Below are 16948 nucleotides of genomic sequence, written 5' to 3' on the forward strand. Positions count from 1 at the left end.
TAGCAAGCTACTTTCCCGCTGCCGCTCGACTTGCATGTGTTAGGCCTGCCGCCAGCGTTCAATCTGAGCCATGATCAAACTCTTCAATTTAAGTTTGGTTGCCTGTTAAGGCGGCTCAATGAATTGCTGAATTAACTGCTGCAACTAAAAAGTTGCTTTGGTCACTTCATCAGACATTGATATCAAAAATTGTTTTTGATGCTCTATGCTGTGAGTGCCCACACAGATTGCTTGATTCAAATTGTTAAAGAGCGACGCAGCTTTTGGCTGCTGCGGGAGTGGCATTCTACTCAACCGCCTTCTCGAGTCAAGCCTTATTTTACGAGGCTTTTTCGAGGTTACCGACGAGGTTGTTTGCGTTGCCGCTTGCCCTGTCGATGGAGGCGCATTATAGGGAGCAAATTCGTTCTGACAAGGAGATAATTGCAAAAAGATGGCTTTCATCGTTCGATCGCTCACAAAGCCACCAAAAAGCATCTTAATCCAGCGAAATCAGCCTGCGACAGGCGCTGCAACGGCAAAATCATGCAGGTTGTCGTAGATGGCATCGGCCAGTTCAATCCCCGCATCAGTAATCGGCTTACCCGTTCTGACCATTATCTTGTGACCGACCTTGGCATTGATGGCCGCCTTCAAGTCTGAAGGTTTGTCACCCACCATATAAGAGCGGCTCATATCGATACCGAGCTCCCGCTGGGCAAGCAACAACATACCCGGTTCGGGTTTGCGGCAGTCGCAGGGGGCACCGTGGGCCGGGTGATGGGGGCAGAAGTAGATACCATCGAGATCCACATCCCGATCGGCCAATGACCAATCCATCCACTCGGTCAGGTTCATGAAGTCATCTTCAGTGAAGTAACCACGGGCAATGCCGGATTGGTTGGTCACCACGACCAGCAAATAGCCTTTTTTCTTCAGCAATTGCATGGCCTCAATCACCCCGGGCAGAAAATGGAAGTCATCAACCTGGCTGACATAACCCGTGTCTTTGTTGATGACACCATCGCGATCCAGAAAAATGGCGGGTTTACTCACAGCAACTACCTCTATAGATGATTTCGCAAAAGTATCTCACAGGCCATTTAAAGCCCCAAAAGTAAAAGGGGTGGCCGAAGCCACCCCTTTCATGTGTGTATATAAAGTATCGATTAAGCGATAACTTTGGCTACAACACCAGCACCTACGGTACGGCCACCTTCACGGATGGCGAAACGCAGACCGTCGTCCATCGCGATCGGGGCAATCAGGGTAACAACCATCTTGATGTTGTCGCCCGGCATTACCATCTCTACGCCTTCCGGCAGTTCGATGGTACCGGTCACGTCGGTAGTACGGAAGTAGAACTGCGGACGGTAGCCCTTGAAGAACGGAGTGTGACGACCACCTTCTTCTTTGGACAGCACGTACACTTCAGATTCAAACTTGGTGTGCGGCTTGATGGTGCCCGGCTTGGCCAGTACCTGACCACGCTCTACGTCTTCACGCTTCACGCCACGCAGCAGTGCGCCAACGTTCTCACCTGCACGACCTTCGTCCAGCAGTTTGCGGAACATTTCAACGCCGGTACAGGTGGTCTTGGTGGTATCTTTGATACCAACGATTTCCACTTCTTCACCAACCTTGACGATACCGCGCTCTACACGACCGGTTACTACGGTACCACGGCCTGCGATGGAGAATACGTCTTCGATAGGCATCAGGAACGGCTGGTCAATCGCACGCTCCGGCTCCGGAATGTAGGTGTCCAGGTGGCCAGCCAGTTCCAGGATCTTCTCTTCCCACTGAGCTTCGCCTTCCAGCGCTTTCAGTGCGGAACCACGGACTACCGGCAGGTCATCACCCGGGAAGTCGTACTCGGACAGCAGTTCGCGAACTTCCATCTCGACCAGTTCCAGCAGCTCTTCGTCATCTACCATGTCGCACTTGTTCATGAACACGATGATGTACGGAACGCCTACCTGACGACCCAGCAGGATGTGCTCACGAGTCTGCGGCATCGGGCCGTCAGTCGCTGCTACTACCAGGATTGCGCCGTCCATCTGGGCAGCACCGGTGATCATGTTTTTAACGTAGTCGGCGTGACCCGGGCAATCTACGTGGGCGTAGTGGCGAGTTGCAGTGTCGTATTCTACGTGGGAGGTGTTGATGGTGATACCACGCTCACGCTCTTCCGGTGCCTTGTCGATCTGGTCGAAGGCGAAAGCTTTACCACCGAAGTGCTTGGCCAGCACGTTGGTGATGGCGGCGGTCAGGGTGGTTTTACCGTGGTCAACGTGGCCGATGGTACCCACGTTAACGTGCGGTTTATTACGCTCAAATTTTTCTTTAGACATGATCGTCCCTCTAAACTAACGCTGAGTACGCGGTGGCAAGCTAACCACAGAACAGTTTATATGATGGATTTGAATCAAGGGGAGTAGAGAGGTTGGTGCTGACAGGCTGGTTCGATTGCCGAACTCACCCTAAGGTGTGGCTCTCAGAATTACCTGAGCCATATCAGCATCTTGGAGCGGGCAGCGGGAATCGAACCCGCATCATCAGCTTGGAAGGCTGAGGTAATAGCCATTATACGATGCCCGCATTTCTCTAACCCAAAGAACTCAAACCGCAGAGAAATATGGTGGAGGGAGAAGGATTCGAACCTTCGAAGGCAGAGCCGTCAGATTTACAGTCTGATCCCTTTGGCCGCTCGGGAACCCCTCCAGTTGCATAAATGCCACAACGGTAATTCTGCTTGCACCCGTTGTTTTTGTCGCTTTTGCTCGGCAAATAGACGACAGACATCCAAGCGTCGCGCATTTTATGGTAAGGATTTTGGGGATGCAACCATTGCACCTTGCAAAATGTGCATTTATGCCGGGATCCAGGCAAAAAAACGCTCCTTCTCCGTCCCGACCGGACGCGTCCCTTGTCGCTCCCGATCCCTTGGTGTATGGTCGCCCTGCCCAAGAAACAGTGATGACACCATGACGACAGAGCATAACCCCTATTTGCAATTCACCCGCGAACAATGGGCGTTATTGCGCGATGCGGTCCCCCTGACCCTGACCGAGCACGATCTGCAGACCCTGCGCGGGATCAACGAGAAGGTGTCATTGCGGGAAGTGGAAGAGATCTATCTGCCCCTCTCCCGTCTCCTCAATCTCTACGTCAAGGCCAAGCAGCGCCGCAGCCGGGTGTTGGAACAGTTTCTCGGTCAGTCCCGCGGCAAGGGCACCTATATCATCAGTATCGCCGGCAGCGTGGCGGGGGGAAAGAGCACCACGGCCCGTATCCTTCAGGCACTGCTGGAGCGCTGGCCGGAGCACCCCAGGGTGGAGCTGGTCACCACCGACGGCTTCCTGTTTCCCAACAAGGAGCTGGAAGCCCGTGGCCTGATGCGCCGCAAGGGGTTCCCCGAGTCTTATGACATCCGCCATCTGGTGGAGTTTGTCGCCAATATCCGCGCCGGCCACGAGAAGGTCGAGGCCCCCGTCTACTCCCACCTCATCTATGACATCCTGCCCGACGAGAAGAAGGTGGTGGAGCAGCCGGACATCCTGATCCTGGAAGGGCTCAATGTGCTGCAAAGCGGCATGGACTATCCCCAGGACCCTCATCGCGTGTTCGTGTCGGACTTCGTCGACTTTTCCATCTATGTGGATGCCGATGCCGAGCTGCTGCGCACCTGGTACATCGATCGTTTTCTCAAATTCCGCAGCGGCGCCTTCTCGGATCCCGACTCCTATTTCCACCACTACGCCAAGCTGGCCGAGAGCGAGGCGACCGAGATCGCCAACAACATCTGGCAGGATATCAACTACCTGAATCTGCAAGAGAACATCTTGCCGACCCGGGAGCGGGCCAACCTCATCCTCACCAAGGGCAACGAGCACGCCATCGAGCAGATCAAGCTGCGCAAGTGACCACTGTCGCTGTGCATACATGAAAGAGGGGGCCCGCAGGCCCCCTCTTTCATTCAGTCCTCATGAGCGTATGGGCTCAGTCCCCCCGCCGCAAGGAGAGTTCCCCTCCCAGATAGAACTTGAGCCCCTCTTCCGTCTCCAGACGCAGGGCTCCGCGTTCGTCGATCCCCCGGGCAATCCCGCGGATCACCTGCTCTCCCATCAGCAGCTTCACCGGCTGGCCGGCGAAGTGGTCGAGCCGGTTCCAGCTCTCGACGAAACTCGCCAGTCCCGTCTGTTCGAAGGTCTGCATGGCCTGCTGCAGGTGCAGCAGCACGCAGGCGGCCAGCTCGTTGCGATCCACCAGCTCGGGCTGGATATGGCGCAGCTCGGACCAGGCCTGATCGATCTTCTCCCCCTCCCGACTCGGCATCGCCAGATTGAGGCCGACTCCGATCACCAGATGGCAGCTGGCACCCGCACTGCCGCTCATCTCCACCAGGATGCCCGCCAGCTTGCGGCCCTGGTAATAGAGGTCGTTCGGCCACTTGAGCTCCACCCCGGGATAACCGAGGGACTCCAGCGCCTCGACCACCGCCACGCCGACCGCGAGACTCAGCCCCATGGCGGCCGCCATGCCCTGCTCAAGCCGCCAGTACATGCTCAGGATCAGCTGGCAACCGAAGGGAGAAACCCAGGGTTTGCCACGACGTCCCCGCCCGGCGGTCTGGCACTCGGCCAGACAGCTTTCCCCGGAGCTCAGGGTGTTGACCCGCTCCAGCAGGTACTGGTTGGTGGAGTCGATGACTGGGAAGCAGTGCACCGGTGCCATCGGTGCCTCTGCCTGCAGCCGCCCCTCGTCATAGAGGGCCATGGGCACCGCCAGCCGATAGCCCTTGCCGGTCAAGCTGAAGAGATCCAGCCCCAGATCCTTGAGCGCGGCCATGTGCTTGCTCACCGCCGCCCGGCTGATGCCAAGGCGCTCGCCCAGCTGCTCACCGGAATGGAACTGGCCATCGCTCAGCAGGGTGATCAGGGTCTGTCTGACGGGGGTCAGGGTCATGCCAGTACCTCGTCGAGCCAGGTTTCACCACTGCGCCCCATGAAGCGCACCTCATGTTCCAGCACCACACCGAACTGGTGTTCCACGCTGTCGCGGACGTGGGCCGCCAGCGCGATGAGCTCCATGGCGCTGGCGCCCCCCAGATTGACCAGCACCAGCGCCTGCTCCTGATGGACGGCGGCACGACCGATGGCAAACCCCTTGAGACCGCACTGATCGATGAGCCAGCCAGCAGCCAGCTTTGCCTGCCCTTCTGCTGCGGGGTAGCAAGGCATCTGCGGGTATTGCTGTTTCAGGGTCTCGGCCAGGGCAGCGTGCACCACAGGGTTTTTGAAGAAACTGCCCGCGTTGCCCAGCACCGCCGGATCCGGCAGCTTGGCCATGCGGGTGGCACAGACGGTGTCGAAAATGGCCTGTGGCGAAGGGGTATCCCCCAGCGCCGCCAGCGGGCCATAACCGGCGACCGGACGCCATGCCTTGGACAGGCGCAGACCGACGGCGGTGATGAAATGGGAGTCCTGATAGTCGTGCTTGAAGATGCTGTCACGGTAACCGAACCGGCAATCGGCCGCCGCGATGCGCTCAACCTCGCCACTCTGCCAGTTGAACGCCTCCACGTAGGCACAGACGCTGGCCAGCTCGACCCCGTAGGCACCGATGTTCTGTACCGGGGCCGCCCCGACCGTCCCAGGAATGAGTGCCAGGTTCTCCAGCCCGTGCCAGCCCTGTTGCAGGGCGTGGCATACCAGCTCGTGCCAGTTTTCACCTGCCGCCACGTGCAGCAGCCAGTGCTCGGACTCCTCGTGCAGCGTGATCCCTTTCAGGCCGTTGTGGATCACCAGACCGGCAAAGTCATCGCAGAACAGGATGTTGCTTCCTCCTCCCAGCACCAGGCGCGGCAAGGTGGCCAACTCCGGGTTGGTCCGCAGTTGCGCGAGATCATCCGGCCGGGTCACATCGGCCAGCCAGAGGCAGTGTGCATCCAGGCCCAGAGTATTGAGGGTCGACAGGGAGGCGTGGGGGGTGAGTTTCATCTGTGTGTTCCGACAAGGACAAGGGCGCAGTTTACCCCAGATCCCCCGGCACAAAAAACCCGGACACTTTTCGGACTCAGGGCTCTGGAGTAGAGTAACCCCTTCATCCCGCTGAGGAAGCATGCATGAACAATCAATTCGCCGTCATCGGCCTGGGCCTGTTTGGCAGCGCCTTGTGCGAAGAGTTGCAGCGCCAGAATGCCGAGGTACTGGCCATCGACATCGACGAGAGCAAGACCCGCCAGATAGCCACCCTCTGCAACCACGTCATCGTGGCCGATGCCACCGACGAGGCCACGGTCGCCGAACTGGGCCTGGCGAATTTCGACATCGTCTTTGTCGCCATCGGCGACAACCTGGAGACCAGCATCCTGACCACGCTGGTGCTGAAAGAGGCGGGCGTGAAGAAGGTCTGGGTCAAGGCCCGCGACAAGTTCCACGCCAAGATCCTGCAGAAGGTAGGCGCGGACAAGGTGATCAACCCGGAGTGGGACATGGGCCGCCGGGTGGCCCAGAGCATGCTGGACAACCGGCTGTTCGACTACCTGGAGCTGGGTCACGACATGGTGCTGACCGAGTTCGTGATCGGCTTGCAGCAAAACACCCGCACCCTGGCCGACTTACGCCTGCTGCAGCAAAGCGATTTCCAGCTGTTGGCCATCAAGCGGGGTGAGGTGCTGCACAACGTCCTGACCGGCAAGATGGAGCTGCAACTCGGTGACATCCTGATCCTGGCCGGCAACAAGCACGCCATCGATCACTGGCTCGACACCCTATGATCAACTGGCGCAGCAACTACGCCTTCACCCTGCATCGGGAAGATAACTCCCGCTGGAGCGAGGCCAAGCTCATCCTGGGCAGTTTCCTCATCATCCTGCTGGTTGGCACCCTGTTTCTGGTCCAGCCCTCCAGCCACAAGGGTGAGGTCACCGTCATCAACGCCCTGTTCACCGCCACCTCCGCCATCAGCGTGACCGGCCTCGGGGTGGTGGATACCGGCACCGCCTTCACCCTGCAGGGGCAGATCATCCTGTTGATATTGATGGAGATTGGTGGTCTCGGCCAGATGACCATGACACTGCTGCTCATCGCCATGTTCAGCAAGCGGGTCGGGCTGCGCCAGCAGGTGCTGGCCAAGGAGGCACTGGGCCAGGAGGGATCCGTCAACATCGTCCAGCTGGTGAAACGCATCGTCCTGTTCGCCCTGATTGCCCAGCTGATCGGCACCGCCATCATGGCCATTCGCTGGGTGCCCGACATGGGCTGGGGCCACGGCCTCTACGTCAGCTTCTTCCACGCGGTGTCGGCTTTCAACAACGCCGGCTTCTCGCTGTTTGCCAACAACCTCATGGACTACCGGGATGACCCCATCATCAGCCTGACCATACCGGCCCTGCTGATCCTGGGGGGGGTAGGCTTCACCGTCATCGTCGACCTGGTGCGCAACCGCCGCTGGCGCAAGCTGAAACTGCACAGCAAGCTGATGCTGCTGATGACCCCTGCCCTGCTGCTGCTGGGGACCCTGATGTTCTGGCTGCTGGAGCACAACAACCCTGGCACCCTGGGCAACGCCTCCTTCGGGAGCCAGTGGCTGGCAGCCTTCTTCCAGTCGGCCACCGCGCGCACGGCGGGCTTCAACACGGTGGATATCGGCCAGATGGTACCGGCCTCCCTGCTGTTCATGATGATGCTGATGTTCATCGGTGCCGGGGCAACCTCCACCGGGGGCGGTATCAAGGTCACCACCTTTGCCGTCGTCCTGCTGGCGACCCGGGCGTTTCTGACCAAGCGCCCCCATGTCACCGCCTTCGGCCGCACCCTGTCACCCCAGATAGTGACCCGCTCCCTGGCCATCATCATCGTCAGTACCATGGTGCTGATGCTGGCGATGTTCCTGCTGATGCTCACGGAGTCGCAATCATTCGACAAGATCATGTTCGAGACCATCTCGGCCTTTGCCACCGTGGGACTGTCCACCGGCATCACCGCTTCTCTGAGCGAACCGGGCAAACTGATCCTGGTGCTGGTGATGATCTGCGGTCGTCTGGGGCCCCTCACCCTGGCCATCATGCTGGCCCGCCCAGTGGAGACCCGCATCCGTTATCCGGAAGAGAGCGTCTACACGGGGTAAGCCGCTCCATCCATGCAAAGAGGGGCCACTGGCCCCTCTTTCTTTTCTATGTGATCACGGCGCTCGCCAGCCTCAGGCAGCCTTGCCCCTGGTCGTCCCCTTACCAGTGCTCTTTCCAGGGCTCTTCCCCGCACGAGCACTCTTGCCCGTGCTCGTGCGGGGGCGTGCGGCGGTGGACCCAGTCCGCTTGCGGCGGGCAAAGCGTTGCTTGCTGTCACCGGGCGCCGCCTTGGGCAGCGCGCTGAAGCTGGCGCCGGAATCCTGCCGCGCCCCCTCGATCAGGCCGTTGAGCTGCTCGGTGAGCGGCCCCATGAACTGCTGGTAGCTGCCGTGACGTTCGGCGATCTGACCCAGACTCTGCTCCCACAGTGCCGTCATGTCCGGTGTCGTGGCGGTCGTGGGCAGCACCTGGACCAGGGCTCGCCCGGTCGGGGTGGCCTTGATGCTCTTGCCCTGGCGCACCAGGAAGCGGCGCTTGAACAGCAGATCGATGATCCCGGCCCGGGTCGCCTCGGTGCCCAGACCGTCGGTCTCCCGCAGGGTCTTGCGGATCTCGGGATCCTGCACATAACGGGCGATGCCGGTCATGGCGGCCAGCAGGGTGGCATCGGTAAACGGCTTGGGGGGCTGGGTCATCTTCTCCAGCAGCTCCCCCCGCTCGCACAGCAGTTCCTCCCCCTCTTTCAGGGCAGGCAGGGTTCCCGCCTCCTCCTCGTCATCCTCTTCCACTCCGAGCAGCGCCTTCCAGCCCGCCTTGAGGATGCGGCGCGCCTTGGCCTGGAACAGCCCTCCGGCGATGCGCAGCAACACCTTGCTGTCGTTGTACTCGAACGGCGGGTAGAACTGCAGCAGATACTGGCGGGCAATCAGGCCGTACAGCTTCGCCTCGTCGGCCCCCAGGCTCCCCTCGTTCCCCCTCTTCTCGGTGGGAATGATGGCGTGGTGGGCATCCACCTTGCTGTCGTTCCACGCCTTGCTGCGGATCCTGCCATCCGCTTCGGCGACCGCCCTGGCCAGCGCAGGGGCCGTGCTGGCGATGGCCTCCCGCACCTGGCCGGCCCGGTTGAAGTGCTCGCTCGGCAGATGGCGGCTGTCAGATCTGGGATAGGTGATGAGCTTGTGCCGCTCGTAGAGGCTCTGGCAGATATCCAGCACCCGCTTGGCATCCATGCCAAAGCGCTTGGCAGCGTCGATCTGCAGGCTGGAGAGGTTGTAGGGGAGCGGCGCCGCCTGCTTGCGCGCCTGCTCCTCCACCGCCTCCACCCAGGCAGGCTGCCCCTGGATCCGCTCCACCACCTTGGCGGCCAGCGCCCGGTTGAGCACCCGTCCCTCCTCATCCTGCCAGGGCAGGCAGGCCTCCGATGGCAGCCACCTGGCGGTAAAGCGTTCGTTGCCCTGGGTCAGCAGATGGGCCATCACCTCGTAGAACGGCTTGGGGACGAAGGCCTCGATCTCGAGATCCCGGCGCACCACCAGACCGAGTAAGGGGGTCTGTACCCGGCCCACCGACAGCAGCTCGCTGCAACCCCCCTTGCGGCCAAGCAGGGTATAGGCCCGGGTCATGTTGATGCCATAGAGCCAGTCGGCACGGCTACGGGCCAGCGCCGACACCGCCAGCGGCACGAACTCCTTGTTGTCCCTGAGCTTGTCGAGGGCGCGGCGCACGGCGGGGGGATTGAGATCGCTGATGAGGCAGCGCTGAACCGGTTTGGTCTTGGGATAACCGAGAAAGTCGATCACCTCGTCCACCAGCAGTTGCCCTTCCCTGTCCGGGTCACCGGCGTTGACCACGCAGTCCGCCTGCTTGATGAGCCCCTTGATGACGGCCAGCTGGGCCTTGGTCTTGGGTTTGGCCACCAGCTGCCACTGGGTCGGGACAATGGGAAGGGATTCCATGCGCCACTGCTTGTAGGCGGCATCGTAGGCATCGGGCTCGGCCTGCTCCAGCAGGTGGCCGATGCACCAGGTCACCACGTCTCCCTGCGCCGTCTCGATGAAACCATCCCCCTTCTTGTGCGGTTTGGGGAGGACATCGGCGATGGCGCGGCCAAGGCTGGGTTTCTCGGCGATAAAGAGTCGCATGATGGATACACCTGAATACTGTATATGTGAACAGTATACAATCCTCTCGCCACAAACCCCAAGCCCCGGGGTGGCGTACTGCCTCCTCGCCCCGGCTTGGGCATCGCTCTCACCACAGCACATCCCGCTCCCACTGGATGGGTAAAGTGAGATTTAAATTCAAAAAATCATGACAAAACAAATAACAAAACCAAAAATCAATTATATGTCGAAATTAAAACCATGACCGAGGTCAACCCTTTGAATCTTGGGACTACTACTATATTGGTAATACCCGAATTCGAAGGACACCGTCACCATGCTTGGAAAACTGTTGAGAAAGACCTGGTTCTGGCTTCTGCTGCTCGGGGCCCTGCTGGGGATCGCCGCACTGGGCGTCACCGTCACCGTGCTGCACAAGACCAGCTCCACCGAGTTCTGCGTCTCCTGCCACTCCATGCAGACCCCCCTCGCCGAGTATCAGGGCAGTGTCCACTTCCAGAACGTGAAGGGGATCCGCGCCGAGTGCGCCGACTGCCACATCCCCAGTGAACCCGCCGCCTATCTCTGGACCAAGATCCGCGCCGTGAAGGACATCTATCACGAGGCGATCGGCACCCTCGACACCCCGGAGAAATACGAGGCCCACAAGCTGCGCATGGCCCAGACCGTGTGGGATCAGCTCAAGGCCAATGACTCCGCCACCTGTCGCAGTTGCCACAGCTACGCCGCCATGGACATCCTGGCCCAACGCCCCAATGCCCGCGCCGAGCACCCGGTCGCCATCAAGGAGGGTCAGACCTGCATCGACTGTCACCGCGGCGTTGCCCACATCATGCCGGACATGAGCGGCCTGGCCGCCGCCGGTGCCAGCGAACTGGCCGCCGCCGCGGCCCAGACCCCGGCAACCGTCACCACCCGCTATGCCATCGCCACCACCCCGCTCTATCTGGATGCTGGCGCCAAGACTGACGAAGGCACCCTGATGCCCTCTACCCAGGTGGAAGTGCTGGCCAACGACAACGGCCGCGCCCAGGTGCGCATCGACGGCTGGCAGCAGGACGGTGTGAGCGAGGTGTTCTACGCCGCCCCCGGCAAACGGATCCTGAGCGTGCTGGTCGGCGAGGCCGCCAGAAAAGCCCTCGTGACCGGCAAGAGCGAAACCGACAGCGCCACCAACCTCACCTGGCATCAGGTCAGCCTGACCGCCTGGGTCGACCAGAGCCAGCTCATCGGCGACCAGGACAAGCTGTGGCAATACGCCTCCACCCTGATGTCCAACAACTGCACCGGCTGTCACGGCCTCACCGCGCTGGATCACTTCAACGCCAACCAGTGGATCGGCGTCATCAAGGGGATGGAGTCCCGTACCTCCCTCACCCCGGAGCAGGCGCGCATGCTCACCCAATACGTGCAGAAACACGCCAGCGACATGAGCGCGGCCCATTAAGGCAGGAACAGAGGACTCTCCCATGACTTTTTTCAATGACCAACAGACCAACCTCTCCCGCCGTACTCTGCTCAAGGGGCTGGGGGCCTGTGCCGCCCTGCCCCTGCTGGCTGGTCTCTTCCCGAAAAGCGCCCTGGCCAAGGCCGTCAGCACGGCCCTTGAGCAGTTCCCCACCCTGGTGCCCGCCCAGAAAGGCATCCTGACCGGCGCCCACTGGGGAGCCTTCGAGGCCATCGTCTCCGAGGGCCGCATGGTGCGGGTCCAGCCGGTGGCCGACGATCCGGCACCGAATGACCTCATCGACATGGCGCCGTTCCAGGTCCACGCCAAGAACCGCATCAAGTACCCCATGGTGCGCAAGAGCTGGCTGGAGCACGGCCCGGGTACCAGACCGGAGCTGCGCGGTGCCGACGAGTGGGTGCGAGTGAGCTGGGAGAAGGCCATCGAACTGGTAGCCGGCGAGATCCAGCGCGTCCAGTCTGATTTCGGCCCACAGGCGATCCACGCCGGTTCCTACGGCTGGAAGAGTGTCGGCATGTTCCACAACAGCCGCACCCTGCTGCACCGCCTGATGAACCTCTCGGGCGGCTTCACCGGTTATGCCGGTGACTACTCCACCGGCGCGGCTCAGGTGATCATGTCCCACGTGATGGGCTCCATCGAGGTGTACGAGCAGCAGACCGCCTGGCCCAACGTGGTGGAGCACGCCGAACTGGTGGTGCTCTGGGGGGTCAACGCCCAGGTCACCCTGAAGAACAGCTGGAACATGCCGGATCACGAAGGTCAAGCGGGCTTCAAAGCGCTGAAAGAGAAAGGCACCCGGGTCATCAGCATCGACCCCGTCTACAACGAGACCGCCAAGCTGGTCGGCGCCGAGTGGATTGCCCCGAACGCCTATACCGACGTGGCCATGATGTTGGGTGTCGCTCACACCCTCTACAGCGAGAAGAAGCACGATCAGGCCTTCCTCGATCGCTACACCGTGGGCTTCGACACCTTCCTCGCCTATCTGCTCGGCAAGGAGGATGGCCAGCCCAAGAGCGCCGAGTGGGCGAGCAGCGTCTGCGGCGTCGATGCCAAGGTGATCCGCCAACTGGCCCTCGACATGGCCGCCAAGCGCACCATGATCATGGCCGGTTGGGGCATGCAGCGTCAGCACCACGGGGAGCAGCCGAACTGGATGCTGGTCACTCTGGCCTCCATGCTGGGCCAGATCGGCCTGCCGGGCGGCGGCTACGGCTTCAGCTACCACTACTCCTCCGGTGGCAGCCCCAGCGCCAAGGGCGGCATTCTGGCGGGTATCTCCGCCGGCAATGCCCCGAAGAACAGCCCGGCCCCCATCCCGGTGGCCCGCATCGCCGACTGTCTCGCCAACCCGGGCAAGACCATCGACTTCAACGGCCGCAAGGTGACCTATCCGGACATCAAACTGGTCTACGTGGCGGGCGGCAACCCCTTCCACCACCACCAGGACACCAACAACCTGGTCAAGGCGTGGCGCAAACCGCAGACCGTGATCGTTCACGAGCCTTACTGGACCGCTACCGCCAAGCACGCCGATATCGTGCTGCCGGTCACCACCAGCTACGAGCGCAATGATCTGGAGATGGGGGGCGACTACTCCCAGCGCTATGTGTTCCCGATGCACCAGTGCGTGCCGCCCCAGTTTGAAGCCCGCAACGACTTCGACATCTTCAGCGCCATCGCCGCCAAGCTGGGTGTGCAGGAGCAGTACACCGAAGGGAAGGACGAGATGCTGTGGCTCAAGCAGATGTACGACGGCATGGCGGCGCAGGCCCGTGGTGCCCGGGTAGCGCTGCCGCCGTTCAACATGTTCTGGGAGTCCAACAACTACATCCGCTTCCCGATCCCGGAGGCCAACCGCCAGTGGATCCGTCACGCCGATTTTCGCGAGAACCCGCTGCTCAACCCGCTCGGTACCCCGTCCGGCAAGATCGAGATCTTCTCCAACACGGTGGCGGGGATGGGTTATGCCGACTGCGCCGGTCATCCCAAGTGGTATGAGCCCAAGGAGTGGGTGAAGAGCGAGGTGGCGGCGCGCTATCCGCTGTCGCTCAACACCTCCCACCCGACCCAGCGGTTGCACTCCCAGCTCGACAACACCCCGCTGCGGGACAAGTTCGCCATCGCCGATCGGGAGGCGATCCTGATCCATCCGGACGACGCCAAGGCGCGCGGCATCCAGGATGGCGATCTGGTGCGGGCCTTCAACGAGCGCGGCCAGATCCTGGTGGGGGCCCTGATCTCCGCCGATATCCGGCCCGGGGTAGTGCGGGTGTGTGAAGGGGCCTGGTACGATCCGGCCAAGCCGGGCGAAGCGGGCAGCATCTGCAAGAACGGCAACGTCAACTGCCTCACCTTCGACGAGGGCTCGTCCAGTCTGGCCCAGGGCAACTGCGGCCACATGGCCCAATTGCAGATAGAGAAGTATATCGGGCCAGTGCTAGCCAACACGGCGCACGAGGTACCGGCCAACGGCTGAGGCGGTTGCATGTAGACAAAACGGCGCCATAGAGGCGCCGTTTTCTTATCGCAGTTTGTGGTGTGGCTCAGAATCACAAGTCACCCTCAACCATATACTCTTCCGCATACTCCACCCGCCTTGCAGCCAGAGTGGGGACAAGGTGGCTCAGAAGTCTCCTTCCACCATGTACTCTTCGGCACACTCCACCCGCCTTGCAGCCAGAGCGCGGACAAGGTGGCTCAGAAGTCTCCTTCCACCATGTACTCTTCGGCACACTCCACCAGCTGGGGCCAGAGATCTTCCGGCACCCAGGCCTCGGGGTCATCCTCGTCACCGTCATATTGGCTCCAGAAGAAGGCTCGCAGCCCGCTTGCGAAGTCGTCGCTCAACTCCGCCAGTTCGGAGAGGGGCCCCAGCCAGGCAATGCGGCGCAGGCCGGAGGCGAGATCGTTGATAGCATCCATCAGGGTGCGATCATCCAGGCTCTGCTCCACCAGCAGGGTGAAGCGCTCGCGGGCGCTCTCGGTCTGATCCTCGTCCAGCTCGCCCACGTCGGCCAGCAGGTCGACAAAATCCTCCAGCAGGAACTGGATCAGGGCATCCCTGTCCTCGAACCACTGGATCTGGGCCCCCTTGGTGCCCAGCACCGAGGCATCGAACGAATCATCGAGATGGCACAAAGCCCAAGGATCGTCAGTCATTGCTACCCTTCCTACACCTGAAACAAGAGACGTATCTTATGCCGGGTGCCGCACCCTTGCCAGCACGGCGGCACAAAAGGGGCCCCCGACGGGGAGCCCCATCACTCGACCCTGGCCACCTTGGGCAGGGAGAGGGAAGCGGCGAGCCCCCCCAGCTCGGCCCGCCCCATGATGAGGCTGCCGCGATAGGCTTCCGCGAGATCCGAGACGATGTTGAGGCCAAGGCCCGAGCCCGGCACCTTCTCGTCGAGGCGCACCCCCCGCAGCACCGCCTTGGCGATCTGATCCTCGCTCATGCCGGGGCCGTCGTCCTCGATGCGCAGGGTGATCCAGCCCCCCAGCTCGGCACTGGAGATGCGCAGCTCGCTGGCGGACCACTTGAAGGCGTTCTCCAGCAGGTTGCCCACCATCTCGTCGAAGTCCTGCTCCTCCACTCCGACCGCCAGATTGACCGGCACCTGCAAGTCCACCGTCTTGCCGGGATAGAGGCGGGAGAAGGCGCGGCAGATGTACTCCACCCGGGCCCGCACCGGGGTCGACACCCCGAGGATCTTGGCGGCGCCGGTCACCCGCGCCTTGCCGAGGTGGTAGTCGATGTGGCGCTGGATCTGGTCGAGCTGCTCGCCGAGGGCGGCCTGATCCTCCGGCGGCAACTGGGTCACCTGGTTGCGCATGATGCTGAGCGGCGTCTTGAGGGCGTGGGCCAGGTTGCCGGTGTGGGAACGGGCTCGTTGCAGCAGCTCGCCATAGTGGTGCAGCAGGCGGTTGATGTCCTCCACCAGCGGCTGGATCTCCAGGGGGTAGCGCAGCCGGAATCCCTCCTGATGACCCTGATGGACGCGGCTCAGCTCGCGACGCAGCAGGTGCAGCGGGCGCAGGCCGTAGAGGATCTGGAACATGAAGCCGAGCACCAGGCCGGTGGCGGCGAAGCCGAGGCCGAGGAATAGGCTGATGCGGGTCTTCTTCAGGGTCTGGGTCAGGGCGCTGCTGTCCTTGGCCATCACCAGGGTGAAGACCCGATCAGACCCCGGCAGCAGCACGGTACGGGTCATGATGAGCAGGGGCTCCTTGTTGGGCCCCTTGCCGACAAAGAGATCCGGATCGCCGAAGGCCGACTTCAGGCCGTGGGCACTCAAATGGGCATCCCACAGGGAGCGGGAGCGACTGACCACCGTCTCCCCCAGCTCCAGTTGCCAGTAGTAGCCGGAGTAGGGCTGGCGATAACGGGGGTCGGCCATGGGCTCGGTGACCACCGGCATGCCGTCCGGCTGGATCTCGAGGCGGGAGAGCAGATCGTAGAGCTGCAGGCGCAGGCCATCGGCCTCCGCCTCCTGCCAGTAGTTGCGCATCATGGTCTGCAGGCTGAAGCCGGTGGCGAACAGGAAGAGACCGCACCAGACCATGGCGATCACCACCAGCCGACCTCGCAGGGTGCGTACCAGCCTCATTCAACCCACCCCGCCATCGGTTGCGAGGGTGTCATTCGTTGATCCGGTAGCCGAGGCCGCGCACCGTCTCGATGAGATCGGCGTGGGTCTTCTTGCGAATGCGGCCGATGAACACCTCCACGGTGTTGGAATCGCGATCGAAATCCTGGGCATAGATGTGGTCGATCAGCTCGCTGCGGGACACCACCTTGCCCCTGTGCTGCATCAGGTAGCCCAGCACCCGGAACTCGTGGGCGGTGAGCTTGATGGGGGTCCCTTCGTACCATACCTGGGACGCCGCCATGTCGAGACGCACGCCACCGATCTCGAGGATGGAGCTGGCGTTCCCCGCCGCCCGGCGCACCAGGGCCTGCACCCTGGCCACCAGCTCCGCCACCTGGAAGGGCTTGGTGAGGTAGTCATCCGCCCCGGCGTTGAGCCCTTCAATCTTCTCGTGCAACTGGCCACGGGCGGTCAGCACCAGCACCGGAGTGTCCATCCCCTTGCTGCGCCACTCCTTCAGTACGCTCAGGCCGTCGCGACCGGGCAGGCCGAGATCCAGGATGATGGCGTCATAGGGTTCGGTCTCTCCGAGAAAGCCCGCCTCGTTGCCATCGTGGCAGAGATCGGTGACGAAACCGGACAGACGCAGCTGTTCCGCCAGCTGGCCCGCGAGGATCTTTTCATCTTCAACTATCAGAATGCGCATACA

General features: G+C 61.7%; 13 protein-coding genes, 2 tRNA genes and 1 rRNA gene. 5 read left to right on the forward strand and 11 right to left on the reverse strand.

What is annotated here, in order from left to right:
• From MUW49_RS19705 to MUW49_RS19725, 5 genes are all read right to left on the reverse strand, one after another.
• Nucleotides 1-90, reverse strand: a 16S ribosomal RNA gene (locus MUW49_RS19705); the annotation flags it as partial.
• Between the two features lie 402 nt (nucleotides 91-492).
• Nucleotides 493-1035, reverse strand: a complete 543-nt coding sequence (gmhB, locus tag MUW49_RS19710) for a D-glycero-beta-D-manno-heptose 1,7-bisphosphate 7-phosphatase (protein WP_113979299.1) — start codon at nucleotides 1033-1035, stop codon at nucleotides 493-495.
• Nucleotides 1036-1148: 113 nt separating this feature from the next.
• Entirely contained in the window at nucleotides 1149-2333 is a 1185-nt protein-coding gene (gene tuf, locus MUW49_RS19715) for an elongation factor Tu (RefSeq protein WP_005306325.1), read from the reverse strand.
• Nucleotides 2334-2505: 172 nt separating this feature from the next.
• Nucleotides 2506-2580 (reverse strand) — tRNA-Gly (locus MUW49_RS19720).
• Between the two features lie 38 nt (nucleotides 2581-2618).
• A tRNA-Tyr gene (locus MUW49_RS19725) sits at nucleotides 2619-2703 on the reverse strand.
• Between the two features lie 263 nt (nucleotides 2704-2966).
• Here MUW49_RS19725 and coaA point away from each other — a divergent pair.
• On the forward strand, nucleotides 2967-3905 hold the full coding sequence (gene coaA / locus MUW49_RS19730) for a type I pantothenate kinase (RefSeq protein ID WP_029314861.1): 939 nt from the start codon (nucleotides 2967-2969) through the stop codon (nucleotides 3903-3905).
• A 76-nt stretch (nucleotides 3906-3981) separates the two neighbouring features.
• Here the strand turns inward: coaA and birA are convergent, their stop codons facing one another.
• Both birA and murB read right to left on the reverse strand, forming a co-directional pair.
• Nucleotides 3982-4947: a bifunctional biotin--[acetyl-CoA-carboxylase] ligase/biotin operon repressor BirA gene (gene birA, locus MUW49_RS19735; protein WP_010675963.1), complete on the reverse strand. Its 966-nt coding sequence runs from the start codon at nucleotides 4945-4947 to the stop codon at nucleotides 3982-3984.
• Nucleotides 4944-5981 (reverse strand): UDP-N-acetylmuramate dehydrogenase, encoded by a 1038-nt coding sequence (gene murB / locus MUW49_RS19740; RefSeq protein ID WP_109422364.1) that lies wholly within the window; start codon nucleotides 5979-5981, stop codon nucleotides 4944-4946. Before murB ends, birA begins: the two co-directional genes overlap by 4 nt.
• 125 nt (nucleotides 5982-6106) lie before the next feature.
• Between murB and MUW49_RS19745 the strand changes: the two genes are divergently transcribed.
• On the forward strand, nucleotides 6107-6760 hold the full coding sequence (locus tag MUW49_RS19745; protein ID WP_010675965.1) for a TrkA family potassium uptake protein: 654 nt from the start codon (nucleotides 6107-6109) through the stop codon (nucleotides 6758-6760).
• Nucleotides 6757-8112 carry a TrkH family potassium uptake protein gene (locus MUW49_RS19750; protein WP_041211921.1) on the forward strand — a complete coding sequence of 452 codons (1356 nt, stop codon included), beginning with the start codon at nucleotides 6757-6759 and terminating at the stop codon, nucleotides 8110-8112. Before MUW49_RS19745 ends, MUW49_RS19750 begins: the two co-directional genes overlap by 4 nt.
• Before the next feature lie 72 nt (nucleotides 8113-8184).
• Here the strand turns inward: MUW49_RS19750 and MUW49_RS19755 are convergent, their stop codons facing one another.
• On the reverse strand, nucleotides 8185-10194 hold the full coding sequence (locus tag MUW49_RS19755) for a DNA topoisomerase III (RefSeq protein ID WP_109422365.1): 2010 nt from the start codon (nucleotides 10192-10194) through the stop codon (nucleotides 8185-8187).
• A gap of 298 nt (nucleotides 10195-10492) precedes the next feature.
• Here MUW49_RS19755 and MUW49_RS19760 point away from each other — a divergent pair, with 298 nt between their 5' ends.
• Together MUW49_RS19760 and torA are read left to right on the forward strand one after the other, a co-directional pair.
• Nucleotides 10493-11623: a NapC/NirT family cytochrome c gene (locus MUW49_RS19760; protein ID WP_109422366.1), complete on the forward strand. Its 1131-nt coding sequence runs from the start codon at nucleotides 10493-10495 to the stop codon at nucleotides 11621-11623.
• A 22-nt stretch (nucleotides 11624-11645) separates the two neighbouring features.
• Nucleotides 11646-14126 carry a trimethylamine-N-oxide reductase TorA gene (torA, locus tag MUW49_RS19765; RefSeq protein WP_113978510.1) on the forward strand — a complete coding sequence of 827 codons (2481 nt, stop codon included), beginning with the start codon at nucleotides 11646-11648 and terminating at the stop codon, nucleotides 14124-14126.
• 221 nt (nucleotides 14127-14347) lie between these two features.
• Here torA and MUW49_RS19770 read toward each other — a convergent pair whose 3' ends face one another.
• The 3 genes from MUW49_RS19770 to MUW49_RS19780 all read right to left on the reverse strand — a co-directional run bounded on the left by MUW49_RS19770 (nucleotide 14348) and on the right by MUW49_RS19780 (nucleotide 16945).
• Nucleotides 14348-14809 (reverse strand): hypothetical protein, encoded by a 462-nt coding sequence (locus tag MUW49_RS19770; protein WP_010675970.1) that lies wholly within the window; start codon nucleotides 14807-14809, stop codon nucleotides 14348-14350.
• A gap of 101 nt (nucleotides 14810-14910) precedes the next feature.
• Complete coding sequence (locus MUW49_RS19775; RefSeq protein ID WP_010675971.1) at nucleotides 14911-16257, reverse strand: sensor histidine kinase; 1347 nt, start codon at nucleotides 16255-16257, stop codon at nucleotides 14911-14913.
• Between the two features lie 31 nt (nucleotides 16258-16288).
• Nucleotides 16289-16945, reverse strand: a complete 657-nt coding sequence (locus tag MUW49_RS19780) for a response regulator transcription factor (protein ID WP_005332666.1) — start codon at nucleotides 16943-16945, stop codon at nucleotides 16289-16291.
• Nucleotides 16946-16948 lie beyond the last annotated feature (3 nt).

Origin of the sequence: Aeromonas sp. LsrichE-8G (assembly GCF_022869435.1) — a bacterium.
GTDB classification, from domain to species: domain Bacteria; phylum Pseudomonadota; class Gammaproteobacteria; order Enterobacterales; family Aeromonadaceae; genus Aeromonas; species Aeromonas caviae.